11 protein-coding genes are annotated in these 15185 nt (G+C 69.3%); 6 read left to right on the forward strand and 5 right to left on the reverse strand.

What is annotated here, in order from left to right; genetic code table 11:
- Positions 1-11 precede the first annotated feature (11 nt).
- The 5 genes from NYP18_RS11560 (at position 12) to NYP18_RS11580 (ending at position 12312) form a co-directional block, all read left to right on the forward strand.
- Complete coding sequence (locus NYP18_RS11560) at positions 12-9119, forward strand: type I polyketide synthase (RefSeq protein ID WP_259428352.1); 9108 nt, start codon at positions 12-14, stop codon at positions 9117-9119.
- An 88-nt stretch (positions 9120-9207) separates the two neighbouring features.
- Positions 9208-9618, forward strand: a complete 411-nt coding sequence (acpS, locus tag NYP18_RS11565) for a holo-ACP synthase AcpS (RefSeq protein WP_259428353.1) — start codon at positions 9208-9210, stop codon at positions 9616-9618.
- Between the two features lie 59 nt (positions 9619-9677).
- The gene (locus tag NYP18_RS11570; RefSeq protein ID WP_259428354.1) at positions 9678-10751 is read left to right on the forward strand and encodes a fatty acid desaturase family protein; all 1074 of its coding nucleotides are present in this window, start codon (positions 9678-9680) and stop codon (positions 10749-10751) included.
- Positions 10752-10774: 23 nt separating this feature from the next.
- A complete protein-coding gene (locus tag NYP18_RS11575) occupies positions 10775-10999 on the forward strand; it encodes a ferredoxin (RefSeq protein WP_259428355.1) in 225 nt (74 codons plus the stop codon).
- Positions 10996-12312: an AI-2E family transporter gene (locus NYP18_RS11580; protein ID WP_259428356.1), complete on the forward strand. Its 1317-nt coding sequence runs from the start codon at positions 10996-10998 to the stop codon at positions 12310-12312. The genes NYP18_RS11575 and NYP18_RS11580 overlap by 4 nt, the downstream gene beginning before the upstream one ends.
- 1 nt (position 12313) lies before the next feature.
- On the opposite strand, the gene NYP18_RS11585 is transcribed toward NYP18_RS11580, so the two are convergent.
- The 3 genes from NYP18_RS11585 to bcp are packed head-to-tail and all read right to left on the reverse strand — an operon-like array spanning position 12314 to position 13643.
- On the reverse strand, positions 12314-12487 hold the full coding sequence (locus NYP18_RS11585; protein ID WP_259428357.1) for a hypothetical protein: 174 nt from the start codon (positions 12485-12487) through the stop codon (positions 12314-12316).
- A 23-nt stretch (positions 12488-12510) separates the two neighbouring features.
- Positions 12511-13167, reverse strand: a complete 657-nt coding sequence (locus NYP18_RS11590; RefSeq protein ID WP_259428358.1) for a TetR/AcrR family transcriptional regulator — start codon at positions 13165-13167, stop codon at positions 12511-12513.
- Entirely contained in the window at positions 13167-13643 is a 477-nt protein-coding gene (gene bcp / locus NYP18_RS11595; protein ID WP_259428359.1) for a thioredoxin-dependent thiol peroxidase, read from the reverse strand. Before bcp ends, NYP18_RS11590 begins: the two co-directional genes overlap by 1 nt.
- An 89-nt stretch (positions 13644-13732) precedes the next feature.
- Between bcp and NYP18_RS11600 the strand changes: the two genes are divergently transcribed.
- Positions 13733-14011: a DUF3618 domain-containing protein gene (locus tag NYP18_RS11600; RefSeq protein ID WP_259428360.1), complete on the forward strand. Its 279-nt coding sequence runs from the start codon at positions 13733-13735 to the stop codon at positions 14009-14011.
- A gap of 33 nt (positions 14012-14044) precedes the next feature.
- On the opposite strand, the gene NYP18_RS11605 is transcribed toward NYP18_RS11600, so the two are convergent.
- Entirely contained in the window at positions 14045-14557 is a 513-nt protein-coding gene (locus NYP18_RS11605; RefSeq protein ID WP_259428361.1) for a SixA phosphatase family protein, read from the reverse strand.
- A 60-nt stretch (positions 14558-14617) separates the two neighbouring features.
- Positions 14618-15181 carry a nicotinamidase gene (locus NYP18_RS11610; protein ID WP_259428362.1) on the reverse strand — a complete coding sequence of 188 codons (564 nt, stop codon included), beginning with the start codon at positions 15179-15181 and terminating at the stop codon, positions 14618-14620.
- Positions 15182-15185 lie beyond the last annotated feature (4 nt).

Consider the following 15185-nt stretch of genomic DNA (forward strand, 5'->3'; position numbering starts at 1 on the left):
CGAGTTCTCACGTGACCGAATACAGCACCTCCTTCGGGACGGATCGACTGATCAACCGCTTCGACCGCGAGCCGTACGCCCTGGCCTTCTCCGGCCAGGGATTCGACTGGTTGAAGACCCTGCGCGCGGCCGTCGCCGCCGGTGTCGGCACCGCCGTCACCTCCCTGGTCGACGGCGCAGCCGCAAAGCTCGCGCCGGTCGCGGACGAGCTGGCGGGCACCCGCCCGCACGGTTTCGACCCCGTCGCCTGGGCCCGTGACGAGGAAGGCCCGGCCTTCGACGTCGCCACGGCCGCCATCAGCGTCCCGGGTATCTTCACCTCCCAGCTCGCCGTCCTGGAGTCCCTGGACCGTCAGGGCCTCGAGCTCGACAAGGCCGTCGCCGCCGTCGGCCATTCCCAGGGCAAGCTCGCCTCCCTGCTCCTGGCAGGCCGCGCCGAGTCCGATGATCTGCTCGCCATCGCGCAGCTGATCGGTGCCGCCATGACCCGCACAGCCCGCATCACCGGCCTCATCCGCCAGGGCGAGCTGTCCCCGATGCTCTCCGTCCGCGGCATCACCCGTGAGCAGCTGCAGCTGGCCGTCGACAAGGCCTGCGCTGACGTTCCGGAGGAGCTGCGCCCGGCCATCGGCCTGCGCAACACCCGCGACACCTACGTCCTCGTCGGTCGTCCGCAGGACCTCTCGATCGTGCAGGAGCTGCTGGGCAAGTTCGCGGCCAAGGACGCCAAGGCCATCGAGAACAAGGAGCGCGGCGGCGCCCCCTTCGACCCGCGTTTCGACGCCCTGCCCATCCAGTCCGCCTTCCACCACCCGGCCATGGCCTCCGCCGTCGAGCAGACCGTCACCTGGGCCACCAAGGCCGGCCTGGACACCGACATCGCCCGTGAGGCCGCCGAGCTGGTCCTGACCACCCCGGTCGACTTCCCGGCCGAGCTGGACGCCGCCGTCGGGGCCGGTGCCCGCTGGATTCTCGAGGTCGGCCCGGACGGTGGCATGCTGCCGCTGACCCGCCGCATCCTCGCCGGCCGCGGCGTCGGCACCCTCGACGTCTCCGGCACCGACGGTCAGGCCGAGCTCTTCGACGCCGGCCTGGCCCCGGAGCTGCCGCGTGACTGGTCCGAGTTCGCCCCGCGTCTGGAGAAGATCAACGGCCGGGTCCGCCTGGTCACCAAGTTCACCGAGGTCACCGGCTACACCCCGATGACCCTGCCGGGCATGACCCCCACCACCGTCGACCCCGCCATCGTGGCGGCGGCCGCGAACGCCGGCCACTGGGCCGAGCTCGCCGGCGGCGGCCAGGTCACCGAGACCATGCTCGAGGAGAACATCGCGCGCCTGCACTCCCTGCTGAAGCCGGGGGTGAACACCCAGTTCAACTCCATGTTCCTCAACCCCTACCTGTGGCGCATGCAGGTGGAGGGCAAGCGTCTCGTGCCGCGTGCCCGCGCCAACGGCGCCCCGATCGACGGCATCATCATCACCGCCGGCCTGCCCCCGCACGATGAGGCCGTCGCCCTCGTGCGTGAGCTGCGCGACGCCAACTTCCCGTGGGTCGTGTTCAAGCCGGGTGCCGTCAAACACATCCGCCAGGTGCTCAAGATCGCCGCTGATGTGCCGGAGATCCCGGTCATCGTCCAGGTCGAGGGCGGCAAGGCCGGTGGCCACCACTCCTGGGAGGATCTCGACGAGCTGCTGATCGCCACCTACGGTGAGCTCCGCGAGCACGACAACGTCATCCTCCTGGTCGGCGGCGGCATCGGCACCCCGGAGCGGGCCGCTGAGTACATCACCGGTTCCTGGTCGCAGAAGTACGACCTGCCGGCCATGCCCACCGACGGCATCCTCCTGGGCACCGCCACCATGGCAACCCTCGAGTCCACCGCCTCCGAGGCCGTCAAGCAGGCGCTTGTCGACGCCCCCGGCTCCGACGAATGGGCCGGCGCCGGCCGCGCCCAGGGTGGTGTGGCCTCCGGCCGCTCCCAGCTCGGCGCTGACCTCTACGAGATCGAGAACTCCTTCGCCAAGGCGGGCCGCCTCCTCGACGAGGTCGCCGGTGACGATGACGCAGCGGTCGCCCGCCGCGAGGAGATCATCGCGGCCATCAACAAGACCGCCAAGCCCTACTTCGGCGACGTCGGGACCATGACCTACATCGAGTGGCTGAACCGCTACCTCGAGATCTCCGGCCCCTACAAGGGTGAGTGGGTCGACGTCTCCTGGTTCAACCGCTTCGTCGAGATGGTCGGGCGTGCCGAGGCCCGCCTCACCGACGTCGACCACGGCCAGTTCGAGGCCCGCGTCGACGTGGACGTGGACAACCCGGAGCGGGCCGTCGAGAAGCTCGCTGAGCTCTACCCCTACGCGGACCGCGACCTGATCCACCCGGCCGACCAGGCCTGGTTCTCCAAGCTGCTGCTCAACCCGGGCAAGCCGGCCAACTTCGTCCCCGTCATCGACGGTGACGTGCGCCGCTGGTGGCGTTCCGACTCCCTGTGGCAGGCCCACGACGAGCGTTACGACGCCGACCAGGTCTGCATCATCCCGGGTACCGCCGCCGTAGCCGGCATCACCCGCGCCAATGAGCCGGTCGCGGAGCTCCTCAACCGCTTCAACCAGGTCTCCATCGACGCCCTGACCGCCGCCGGCGAGCAGCCGGTCGAGGTCGAGAAGTCCGTCGTCGAGCGCGTCCTGACCGCCTCCGGGACCTACTGGGCCGGCCGCCACCAGGCCTCCTACATCGAGCGTCTCGGTGACACCGACCAGTGGACCATCGCCGAGGACGGCGCCTCCGCAGCACACGCCGCCACCGGCGCCCGCCTGGCTGCCGAGGACACCGAGCACGCCGTGCTCACCGTCCCGCTGGCCGGCTCCACCGCCGCCGGCACCACCACGGACCTGAACATCCGTTTCACCCTGCCGGCCGACGCCCCGCTGTCCGCCGTCCCGCAGGTCACCGAGGCCGACGCCGAGGCCGCCATGGCCGAGCTGACCCGCGTGGCAGCCGGCGGCGAGCTCGCCCCGGTCTCCGCCGCAGGTGTCGCCGAGTGGACCACCACCCTCGACGCCGGCCACCTGGCCGACTACGACAACGTCACCGCCGGCTACCTGCCGAACAACCTGACCGTCGAGAACACCGCGCCCGACGTCCTCGTCGGCCGCGCCTGGCCGGCCGTGTTCGCCGCCGTGCGTTCGGCGGTCGTCCCGGGCACCGACTCCGCCTCCGTGGTCGAGGGCATGCTCTCCCTGGTCCACCTCGAGCACCACCTGACCATGCTCGCCGAGCTGCCGGACGTCTCCGCAGGCCCGGCCAACCTCAGGGTCACCGCCACCGCCGACGAGGTCGCCGACACCGACCTCGGCCGCCTCGTGGTCGTGCGCGCCGAGCTGAGCGTCGACGGTACCCCGCTGGCCAAGCTCTCCGAGCGTTTCGCCATCCGCGGCCGCAACGGCAAGACCACCGCCCGCACCAACACCTCGGCCCTGCCGTCCGTGGTGGACACCCCGCGTTCTTTCCGTGCCTTCGCACGCGTCGTCGCACCGGAGTCCATGCACCCCTTCGCCGTCGTCTCCGGCGACCGCAACCCGATCCACGTCTCCGACACCGCCGCCGGTCTCGCCGGCCTGCCGGGCGTGATCGTCCACGGCATGTGGACCTCCGCCATCGGTGAGCTCGTCGCCGGCGCCGGCTTCACCGAGGACGGTGTCATCACCGCCCCGGCACGTGTCGTCGAGTACACCGCCACCATGCTGGCCCCGGTCCTCCCGGGCCAGACCATCGAGTACACCGTCGAACGCTCCGGCGTGGACAACCGCCCCGGCCACGGGGAGGTCCGCTCCGTCACCGCGACCGTCAACGGCAACATGGTGCTCACCGCCACCGCCGTCACGTCCGCACCGAGCACCTTCTACGGTTTCCCGGGCCAGGGCATCCAGTCCCAGGGCATGGGCATGGATTCGCGCACCTCCTCCGCCGCCGCGCGTGAGGTCTGGGACCGCGCCGACCGCCACACCCGCACCAGGCTGGGTTTCTCCGTCCTGGAGATCGTCCAGAACAACCCGACCGAGGTCGTCGTCTCCGGTGAGCGTTTCCACCACCCGGACGGCGTGCTCTTCCTCACCCAGTTCACCCAGGTGGCCATGGCCACCCTCGGCTGCGCGCAGATCGCCGAGATGCGTGAGGCGGGCGCCCTGAACAAGCGCGCCTGGTTCGCCGGCCACTCCGTCGGTGAATACAACGCCCTGGCCGCCTACTCCGGCGTCCTCTCCCTCGAGTCCGTCGTGGAGATCGTCTACCGCCGTGGCCTGACCATGCACCGCCTGGTCGAGCGCGACGAGGAGGGCAACTCCAACTACGGCCTCGCAGCCCTGCGCCCCAACAAGATGGGCCTGTCCGCCGCCAACGTCTTCGACTACGTCCAGGACCTGGCGGAGCGCACCGGCGAGTTCCTCGAGATCGTGAACTACAACATCGCAGGCGTCCAGTACGCCGTCGCGGGCACCCGTGCCGGACTGGTCGCCCTGAAGGCCGACGCCGAGGAGAAGGCACCGGGCCAGCGCGCGTTCATCATGATCCCGGGCATCGACGTGCCCTTCCACTCCAGCCACCTGCGCGACGGTGTGGGTGACTTCCGTGAGCACCTCAGCTCGCTGATCCCGGAGACCATCAACCTGGACATCCTGGTTGACCGCTACATCCCGAACCTCGTGGCCCGCCCCTTCGAGCTGACCCGCGAGTTCGTCGAGTCCATCACCGAGGTCGTCTCCTCCCCGTACATCGACGAGATCCTCGGCGACTTCGACAACGCCGCCGCTGATCCGCAGAAGCTCGGCCGCACCCTGCTCATCGAGCTGCTGGCCTGGCAGTTCGCCTCCCCGGTCCGCTGGATTGAGACGCAGGACCTCATCCTGCGCTCCCAGGACAACGGTGGCCTGGGCATCGAGCGTTTCGTCGAGGTCGGCGTCGGTTCCGCACCGACCCTGGCCAACATGATGGGCCAGACCCTGCGCCTGCCGCAGTACGCCGGCACCCCGATCGAGGTCCTCAACGTCGAGCGCGACCGTCCGGTCGTGTTCTCCTCCGACGAGATCGTCCGCGAGGTCACCGAAGACGTCACCGAGGCCCCGGCCGAGGAGACCGCACCGGCGGCGAAGTCCGCCACCGCGGGCCCCGCCCCGGTCACCGCCAACGCCCCGACCGGTGACACCGTCCCGGCCGCCGCCCCGGCACCGGTCGCCGTTGCCGGCGCCGGCACCCCGGACGACATCGAGTTCACCCCGGCCGACGCCACCGCGATGCTCGTCGCCGTGTGGACCAAGGTCCGCCCGGACCAGATGGGCTCGGCAGACTCCATCGAGACTCTCGTCGAGGGTGTCTCCTCCCGTCGCAACCAGCTGCTGCTGGACCTGGGTGTGGAGTTCGGCCTGGGTGCCATCGACGGCGCCGCCGACGCCGAGCTCGACGCCCTCAAGGCCACCGTGACCAAGATGGCCAAGGGCTACAAGGCATTCGGCCCGGTGCTCGGTGATTCCGTCGCCGACGCCCTGCGCCGCATCACCGGCCCGACCGGCAAGAAGCCGAACCACATCTCCGAGCGGGTCACCGGCACCTGGCAGCTGGGCCAGGGCTGGGCCGACCACGTCGTCGCCGAGGTGGTCATCGGTGCCCGTGAGGGTGCCTCCCTGCGCGGTGGCGATCTGGCCACCCTCTCCCCGGCCGCCCCGTCCAACGCCGGTGAGCTCGACCAGCTCATCGACGCCGCCGTCCAGGCCGTCGCCGCCCGCCGTGGCGTGGCCGTCGGCCTGCCCTCGGCCGGTGGTGCCGACGGCGGGGTCGTCGACTCCGCCGCCCTCGGTGAGTTCGCCGAGCAGGTCACCGGCCGGGAAGGTGTCCTGGCGGAGACCGCCCGCACCATCCTCGCCCAGCTGGGCATCAACGAGGTCGAGGCCCAGAGCGTCGATGAGCAGGTCGACGAGAACGCCGCCCTGTTCGACCTCGTCTCCCGTGAGCTCGGCTCCGACTGGCCCCGCCAGGTCGCGCCGCGTTTCTCCGCCGACGAGGCCGTGCTTCTCGACGACCGCTGGGCCTCCGCCCGCGAGGACCTCACCCGCGTCGCCCTCGGCGAGCTCGACGCCGCCGAGCTGGACCTCACGGGTGCCGGCGAGAACGTCGCCAAGCAGGCCGAGTACCTGGGCCTGATGGAGCTGGCCGCCCAGGCCCGCAACGAGGAGACCCTGCGCTTCGCCGCGGACGTCGCCGTGGTCACCGGCGCCTCCCCGAACTCGATCGCCGCCGGCGTCGTCGCCGAGCTGCTTGAGGGCGGTGCCACCGTCGTGGTCACCACCTCCAGCCTCTCGCACTCCCGCCTCGGCTACTACAAGGAGCTCTACGCACGTTCCGCGCGCGGCACCGCCGCCATGTGGATCGTCCCGGCGAACCTGAGCTCCTACGCCGACCTCGACGCCGTCATCGACTGGATCGGCAACGAGCAGACCGCCACCGTCAACGGCCAGAAGAAGGTCCTGAAGAAGGCCCTCGTCCCGACGCTGCTGTTCCCGTTCGCGGCACCGCGCGTCATGGGCTCGCTTCTCGACGCCGGCCCGGCCGCCGAGTCCCAGATGCGCCTGCTGCTGTGGGCCGTCGAGCGTCTCATCGCCGGTCTGTCCGCCATCGGCGTGGACACCCAGGTGGGCAAGCGACTCCACGTCGTCCTGCCGGGCTCCCCGAACCGTGGCCGCTTCGGCGGCGACGGCGCCTACGGCGAGGCCAAGGCCTCCCTCGACGCCCTGGTCACCCGCTGGAACGCCGAGCAGGTCTGGGGCGAGCGCACCAGCCTCGTCCACGCCTTCATCGGCTGGGTCCGCGGCACCGGCCTCATGGGCGGCAACGATCCGCTCGTCGAGACCATCGAGTCCAAGGGCGTGCAGACCTTCTCCAACGAGGAGATGGCTGAGCTGCTCGTCTCCCAGATCACCGCAGATGTCCGCGCCGAGGCCGCCAAGGCCCCGGTCACTGTGGACTTCACCGGTGGGCTGGGCGAGTCCGACGTCAACATCTCCCAGCTGGCCGCCGAGGCGGCAGCAGAGGCGGAGCAGGCCGGCGCGGAGCAGCAGGACATCGAGGAGCCGCGCACCCTGACCGCGCTGCCCACCCCGTACCGCCGCTTCGAGTGGACCGCACCGGAGTTCACCGGCGTGACCCGCAGGCTCGACGACATGATCGTCATCGTCGGCGCCGGCGAGCTGAGCCCCTACGGCTCCGCCCGCACGCGTTTCGACGCCGAGCTCACCGGTGACCTCACCGCCGCCGGTGTCATCGAGCTGGCCTGGACCATGGGTCTGATCCACCGTGACGGTGACGCCTGGTACGACGCCGAGGACCAGGAGATCGCCGAGGAGGACATCTACGGACGCTTCCACGACGAGGTCCTGGCCAAGGTCGGCGTCCGCCGCTACCACGACGACTTCTTCATGGTCGACAACCTGGCGCCGGAACTGACCACCGTCTACCTGGACAAGGACCTCTCCTTCTCCGTCGCCTCCCGCGAGGAGGCCAAGACCTTCGTCGACTCCGAGCCGGACCACACCTCCGCCTTCTTCGACGAGGAATCCGGTGAGTGGACCGTCGTCCGCCACACCGGCTCCGCCGTCCGCGTCCCGCGCCGCACCACCATGTCGCGCTTCGTCGGCGGCCAGATCCCGGAGGGCTTCGACCCGGCCGTGTACGGCATCCCCGCCGACATGATCGACAACCTCGACCGCCTGGCACTGTGGAACCTCGTCTGCACCGTCGACGCGTTCCTCTCCTCCGGCTTCACCCCGGCGGAACTGCTGCGCGACGTCCACCCGGCACGCGTGTCCTCCACCCAGGGCACCGGCATGGGCGGCGTCGAATCCATGCGCTCCCTCTACCTCGACGGCCTGCTCGCCGAGCCGCGCGCGAACGACATCCTGCAGGAGGCCCTGCCCAACGTCGTCGCCGCACACGTCATGCAGTCCTACGTCGGTGGCTACGGCCAGATGATCCACCCGGTCGCCGCCTGCGCCACCGCCGCCGTCTCCGTCGAGGAGGGTTACGACAAGATCGCCCTGGGCAAGGCCGACTTCGTCGTCGCCGGCGGCCTGGACGACCTCTCCATCGAGGGCATCACCGGCTTCGGCGACATGGCCGCCACCGCTGACTCCACCGAGATGGAGAACAAGGGCATCGAGCACCGCTTCTTCTCCCGCGCCAACGACCGTCGCCGCGGCGGCTTCATCGAGTCCGAGGGTGGCGGCACCGTGCTGCTGGCCCGCGGCTCCGTCGCCGCCGACCTCGGCCTGCCGGTCCTGGGTGTCGTCGCCTTCGCCGAGTCCTTCGCCGACGGTGCGCACACCTCCATCCCGGCCCCGGGCCTGGGTGCCCTGGGCGCGGCCCGCGGTGGCGCTGACTCCCGTCTGGCGCACCAGCTGGCCGAGGTGGGTGTGTCCGCCGACGAGATCTCGATCATCTCCAAGCACGACACCTCCACCAACGCCAACGACCCGAACGAGTCCGACCTGCACGAGCGCATCGCCGCCTCCCTGGGACGTACCGACGGCAACCCGCTGTACGTCATCTCCCAGAAGTCGCTGACCGGCCATGCCAAGGGCGGTGCCGCAGCCTTCCAGATGATCGGTCTGACCCAGGTCCTGCGCTCCGGCCTCCTGCCGGCCAACCGCGCGCTCGACTGCGTGGACCCGGTCCTGGCCCAGCACCAGCACCTGGTGTGGCTACGCAAGCCGCTCGACCTGTCCGCGAAGGCACCCAAGGCCGGACTGGTCACCTCGCTCGGCTTCGGCCACGTGTCCGCCCTGGTCGCCGTCGTCCACCCGGGCGCGTTCCTCGAGGCCCTGCGCCAGGAGCGCGGCCAGGACGCCGCAGCAGCGTGGGCCAAGGCCGCCACCGCCCGTGAGGAGGCCGGCCTGCGCCGCATCGTCGACGGTATGTACGGCGGTGCCCCGCTCTACGAGCGCCCCGCCGACCGCAACCTCGGCGGCACCGGCGACGTGGTCAAGGCCCGCGAGGCAGCGGTCCTGCTCGACCACGATGCCCGTCTCGTCGACGGTGTCCTGCGTACGGGTGCGGAGATCCGCGCCTAACCCGCTGGACGCCTGAAGGCCCGCACTGCCCTGACCGGGGGAGTGCGGGCCCTCGTCGTTTCCGGGGGCTGCCACCGGCTGGGGCACAATGACAGGCATGCATCACATCGGCGTCGACATCGTCCACGTACCGGGTTTCCGGGAGCAGCTGGAACGGCCCGGCTCGCGCTTCGAGGAGGTCTTCACCGTCCTGGAACTGCGGGTGGCGGGACAGCGGCCCGACCGGGCCCTGCATCTGGCGGGCCGTTGGGCAGCGAAGGAGGCCTTCATCAAGGCCTGGTCGCAGGCAATCTACGGCCGGCCCCCGCTCATCTCCCCGGACCTGGTGGACTTCCGGGAGATCGAGGTCCAGCCGGACCGGTGGGGGCGGGTCGCGGTGGTCGTCCGCGGGGAGATCGAAAAGGCCCTGCGGGCCAGCCTGGGGGAGGTGGCCACCAGTCTGTCGATCAGCCATGACGGTGACACCGCGGTGGCGACCTGCCTGATCGCGGGGGCTTAAACGGGGCTGACACCTGTTGCCGCACGTCCGTGACACGTGGTTGAATCAAAGGAAAGAGTGTGTCGCAGGTCACGAAGATGGGAGTCCCGGTGATCGCCAATCCCTACGTCGAATCATTCCTGGACTTGTCCGCCAAGGTGCATGATGCGGGTCTGCTGCGGCGCCGGCCCGGTCTCTACTGGCCGCGCATCCTGTTCTGGACGACCGGCACCGTACTCCTCCTCGTCGCGGTGGTCCTGGCCGGTGACGGCTGGTATCAGCTCATCTTCGCCGCCCTGCTGGGAGTGGCGATGTCCCGTCTCGGCTTCCTCAGCCACGAGGCGGCCCACCAGGAGATCTTCGAGGACCGCCGGTGGAACGAATGGACCGCCCGGGTCCTGGCCGGCCTGTTCATCGGCCTGAGCTACGGGTGGTGGATGAACAAGCACAGTCGGCATCACGCCCACCCCAACAAGGAGGACTCGGACCCGGACCTGGATCTTCGGGTGCTGTCCCTGACCCCGGAACGTGCTGCCGTCCGCACCGGACTGTCCGCGAGGCTGGCCCGCTATCAGGGGTGGTATTTCCTGCCCCTGCTGCCCTTCGAAGGATTCGCCCTGCACGTCACCTCCGTGAAGAACATTCTCGGCCCCGGCCACGTGAAACTCCGGTGGGTGGAGATCCTCTTCGTCAGCCTCCGGCTGCTGGGTATTCCGGTCCTGCTCTTCCTCGCCCTGCCCTTCTGGCTGGCGCTGGCCTTCATCGTGGTGCAGACCCTCGTGTTCGGCCTGCTCCTCGGTGGGGCCTTCGCCGCCAGCCATATCGGCATGCCGGTGGTGCCCCGTGACGCGAAGCTCGACTTCCTGCGTCGCCAGGTGTACATGTCCCGCAACATCCGCGGGAACCTGCTGGTGCGCTACCTCATGGGCGGGCTGCAGTACCAGATCGAGCACCACCTGTTCCCCAGGGTCCCACGCCCGAATCTCCCGGCCCTGCAGAAACTGGTCCGCGAACACTGCTCAACCCTGGGGATCCCTTACACGGAGACGACCCTGGGGGAGGCCTACAAGGTGATCATCTCCTATCTCAACCAGGTCGGCCTGCGCAACCGTGACCCGTTCGCCTGCCCGCTGGTGCTCCAGTACCGGGGCTGAATTCAGGAGGAGATGAGGGGAACATGAGGGTTTTCGCCAACTACGACACCTGCGTCGCCTCCGGAAACTGCGGCCGCCTCGCCCCGGCTGTCTTCCGGAACCTGACGGAACACGACGGATTCGTCAGCCTGGTCACCGACCATCCCCCGGCAGCGGAGTGGCCGGCGGTCCGGCAGGCGCAGCAGCTGTGCCCGTCCGGCACGATCTTCCTCGACGAGACCTCCCGGGAGGAGGGGACACCGCGATGACCGACCACACCGGCCCGTTGCCCGACCCGCATCTCTCCGATGACGACATCATCATCGGCGGGAGGCGGGACGCCGGGGCTGAGACAACGAAACCCGCCGCCCTCTGGTCCGACACCGTGGGCCGGGCCGCCACCCGCTCCGCCCAGATCCTGCTCGTGGCCGCGGTCTTCGCGGGTACCGTCTGGCTCCTGGTGGAGGTCTCCGTCGTAGTCATTGCAACATTGGTGGCCCTCATCCTCGCGGCCGCCGTCTACCCCGTCGTCCGGTGGCTCAAAGGCAAGGGCTGGACCAGTCTGCTGGCCACGGGCGCGGCCTTCATCGGCATCCTCGCCCTGCTGGGCGGGATCATCACCGGCATCGTCTTCGCGGTGCGCAACGAGTGGGACTCCCTCTCGGCCTCCGCGGTGGAGGGCTGGCAGGAACTGGAGAGCTTCTTCCTGGCCGGGCCGCTGCCCTTCGACCCGGATGTGGCCAACGACCTGCTCCAGCGGGTGACGCAGCTGGCCACCAGCGGCACCTTCGTCGGCAGGGCCGTCACCGGCATCACCGCCGCCACCGAATTCGTCGCGGGGGCGTTCCTCATGGTGGTGATCCTGTTCTTCTTCCTCAAGGACGGGCCGAAGATGTGGAATTTCACCCTGAGGTGGTTCCACGGTGAGAACCGGGCACGGCTCGCGGAGTCCGGGGACCGCACCATCCAGATCCTCGGCGGTTACGTCCGCGGCACAGCCATCATCGCCGCGGTTGACGCGGTGTTCATCGGCCTGGCTCTCGCCCTGCTCGGGGTACCTCTGGCGCTGCCGCTGGCGGTCATCGTCTTCGTCGGCGCCTTCCTGCCGATCATCGGTGCCACCATCGCGGGCATCCTGGCCGCACTGGTGGCATTGGTGACCAACGGCCTGGTGGTGGCTCTTATCGTCGTCGCCGTGGTTGTGGTGGTCAACCAGATGGAGGGGGACCTGCTGCAGCCGGTGGTCATGGGGCGGACGCTGAGCCTGCATGCCATCGTCGTACTGCTCGCCCTGTCGGTGGGCACCATCGTCGGCGGCATCTTCGGGGCCATCCTCGCGGTGCCGCTGACGGCGGTGGCCTGGTCGGTCATCCAGGTGTGGACGGACACCTACCAGGTGGGGCAGGATCCGGTGCTCGGCGAGGATCCGGTCGCCCCCCAGGACTGGGTGGCGGCGAAATCCACCATGGCGCAGCGCTGGAAATACCAGCAGATGCGCTACCAGGAGCGTCTCAACCGGACCCTGCACATCGCCCGCGGCGGTGAGGCCGGGAAGAAGAACCGGAACCGGCCGGGGGAGTGAATCAGGCGGGGTTCTCCCCGTCCCGCGGCGGGTTCACCGGCCGTTTGTGGTCGAAGGTGTCCCGGTCGCGCTGATCCTCCGGCTGAGGTTCGTCGGTCGGCTGTTGTGCCGGCCGGCCGTCGGAATCGGCGATGGGGTCGGGCTGCTGGTCTGGGTTTCTCGGGTCAGTGTTCATGCCCCCGAGTCTAGTGACTTGAGTCACGAGGTCGCCACCGCGAAGAGATATGCGACGAGCATGCGCTTGATCTCGGTGACGATGGACTCGAAGGTCTCGTCATCCCGCTCAAGATCACGGATCGCGTAGTTGAGCAGCGAGGAGACCGTATGGATGAGCAGACCCGCCAACTGCAGGCGCTCCCCGGGACCCGAATCCGGGGACAGGGGCGCGACGACCGCGGAGATGATGTCGAGCATCTGCTTCTCCGTCGCCGCGGCGGTCGCGCGGGTGGCGGGAGTGGACTGGACGGCGTGCCACACGGCGCGCCGGGAGGGGTCTTCGCGCCACAGGCGTGCCAGGTGGTCGATGAATTCGTCGAGGATGTCGGGCCACTGCGGGGTCGGCACCCGGCCGGAGAACTTCTGCAGCTCGGCGACGGTCTCGGCGGTGTCCACGCGGTCAAGTTCGCAGATGAGGACGTATTTGTTGGCGAAGAACTGGTAGAGCGTGCCGATGGGCACCCCCGCGCGGCGGGCGACCTCGTCGAAGGTGAAGGACTCGAAGCCGACGTCGACAAGCACGCTGCGGGCGGCCGCGAGGATGCGGTCGAAGCGCTCGCGGCTGCGCGCCTGTGCGGGCCGGCGACGGGGGAGGAGGATACCGTCGTCGACCTCCGACGCGGGGGTTTCCGTGGTCATCAGGCGTCGGTCAGCTCACGCAGGATACGGGCCACATGGCCGGTCGCCCGGACGTTGTAGCGGGCGAGACCGACCGTGCCGTCCGGTTCGACGAGCAGGGTGGAACGGATGACGCCCTGGACGATCTTCCCGTAGTTCTTCTTCTCCCCGAAGGCACCCCACTGTGTCATGACCTCCTTGTCCGGGTCGGACAGGAGGGTGAAGTTGAGGTCATGGTCCACCCGGAACTTGGCCAGCTTCTCCGGGGTGTCCGGGGAGATACCGATGACCTTCACGTCCAGGTCATTGAGCTCGGCGAGGGAGTCCCGGAAGTCACAGGCCTGCCTCGTGCAGCCGGGGGTGTTCGCGCGCGGGTAGAAGTAGATGAGTACACGTTCGCCGGCGAAGTCCTTGAGGGACACGGGCTGCCCGGTGTCGTCGGACAGGGTGAAATCAGGTGCGGTATCGCCTTCGGCAAGACGTGAGGGAACAGTCATGTCCTCCACCATACCGCCCTGCCCCCTCAGGTCGCGTTACACTACTCTGAGTAGGAAAAGACCTTCACTTCTTGAACTGGGAGACCCACGTGGCACGAGACATCAACGATATCCAGCGAGACATCGAGCGCACCCGTCGCCAGCTGGCCAGCACCCTCGATGAGCTGGCCACCCGCACCAAGCCGAAGAACCTGGTGGACGACGCGAAGCGCGAGGCCACCGCCAAGGCCCGTGACCCGCAGGTGCAGAAGGTGCTCGCCGGGGTCGGTGTCGCCGTGGTCGGCATCATCGCCTTCGCCGTCCTGCGCAACCGCAAGCGCAGCAACGAGCTGAAGGAGATCAAGCAGCTGCTGGCCGGTCGCGCCTAGATCATCACCGCGCTTCTCGACGCCCCCGGCCCCTCAGCCCCGCGGGATGACGTAGTCGCTCAGCAGCGCTGTGCCCGGTGCCAGTTCTTTCCAGGCCGCGGGGATCTCCAGCACGGCGATGGCGCTGGTCGGGAACTTCACGTCCATGCTCTCCCAGCCGGGGTGGGTGTCACGTTCGGCCAATCGGCGGCTGAGGTCCTCGACTCCGGGCCAGTGGCCGAGGAAGAGTGCGGTCCCGATGGACTCCGGCAGCTGGGTCAGCAGCGGCCAGAAGGCGGCCACCTCTGATTCATACATCTCGTCGTGGAAGCTGATGCCGCGGGCGGTTGCCCCGCCGGCCTTGGCCCGTTCCCAGCTCAGTCGGGTGCGGGTGGCGGTGGAGCAGAGGACATGGTCGACGGTTCCGATGTTCTTCGCCAGCCATGCGCCGGCGGCCAGGCCGTCGCGCTGGCCCCGTTTGTTCAGGGGACGCCGGTGGTCGGGGGAGGGGGTGGACCAGGAGGATTTGGAGTGCCGCATGACAAGAAGCCGATGGTGGGTAGGCATGGCCCCACCCTATCCAGCACCCCGGTCCTCTGCTGGTGAATGCGGCTGACTGCCGGGGGATCAGCTCAGCTGCGCACCCGATCCCACCAGTTCCTGCAGCGCAGCCTCGCCGCGTTCCTCGTCCACGGGGGAGCACATGTCGGTGAGCACGCGCACCTCGAAACCCTCCCCCAGTGCGTCGAGGGCGGTGGCCCGCACGCAGTGGTCGGTGGCGATCCCGACGACGTCGAGCTTCTCCACATCGCGTTCCTTCAGCCACTCCGCCATACCGACGCCATCCGCCGCCCCCTCGAAACCGGAGTAGGCGGCGGTGTGCTCCCCCTTGCGGAAGTAGGCGTCGATGAGACCGGTGCGCACCTGCGGGTGCATGTCCGCGCCCTCGGTGCCGGCGACGCAGTGGACGGGCCAGGAGTCGACGAAATCAGGTGTGTCCGAGAAGTGCCCGCCCGGGTCGACATGCCAGTCCTGGGTGGCGATGATGTGCGCGTAGCGCCCGCCGTGGCTGTCCTGGTACTCACCGATCAACTTCGCGACCTCGTGGCCGCGTTCGGTGGCCAGGGAGCCTCCGGGGCAGAAGTCGTTCTGGACGTCGACGATGACGAGTGCGGTCTTCGGGGTGCTCATGCCC

It is taken from the genome of Corynebacterium lemuris, assembly GCF_024919295.1.
Taxonomy (GTDB): Bacteria; Actinomycetota; Actinomycetes; order Mycobacteriales; family Mycobacteriaceae; genus Corynebacterium; species Corynebacterium lemuris.

Excerpts from the sequence above, each read along its gene's own strand:
- acpS (WP_259428353.1), top strand. The coding sequence starts at position 9,208 with ATGACAGGCATGCATCACATCGGCGTCGACATCGTCCACGTACCGGGT.
- NYP18_RS11575 (WP_259428355.1), top strand. The coding sequence starts at position 10,775 with ATGAGGGTTTTCGCCAACTACGACACCTGCGTCGCCTCCGGAAACTGC.
- NYP18_RS11580 (WP_259428356.1), top strand. The coding sequence starts at position 10,996 with ATGACCGACCACACCGGCCCGTTGCCCGACCCGCATCTCTCCGATGAC.
- NYP18_RS11585 (WP_259428357.1), bottom strand. The coding sequence starts at position 12,487 with ATGAACACTGACCCGAGAAACCCAGACCAGCAGCCCGACCCCATCGCC.
- NYP18_RS11590 (WP_259428358.1), bottom strand. The coding sequence starts at position 13,167 with ATGACCACGGAAACCCCCGCGTCGGAGGTCGACGACGGTATCCTCCTC.
- bcp (WP_259428359.1), bottom strand. The coding sequence starts at position 13,643 with ATGACTGTTCCCTCACGTCTTGCCGAAGGCGATACCGCACCTGATTTC.
- NYP18_RS11605 (WP_259428361.1), bottom strand. The coding sequence starts at position 14,557 with ATGCCTACCCACCATCGGCTTCTTGTCATGCGGCACTCCAAATCCTCC.
- NYP18_RS11610 (WP_259428362.1), bottom strand. The coding sequence starts at position 15,181 with ATGAGCACCCCGAAGACCGCACTCGTCATCGTCGACGTCCAGAACGAC.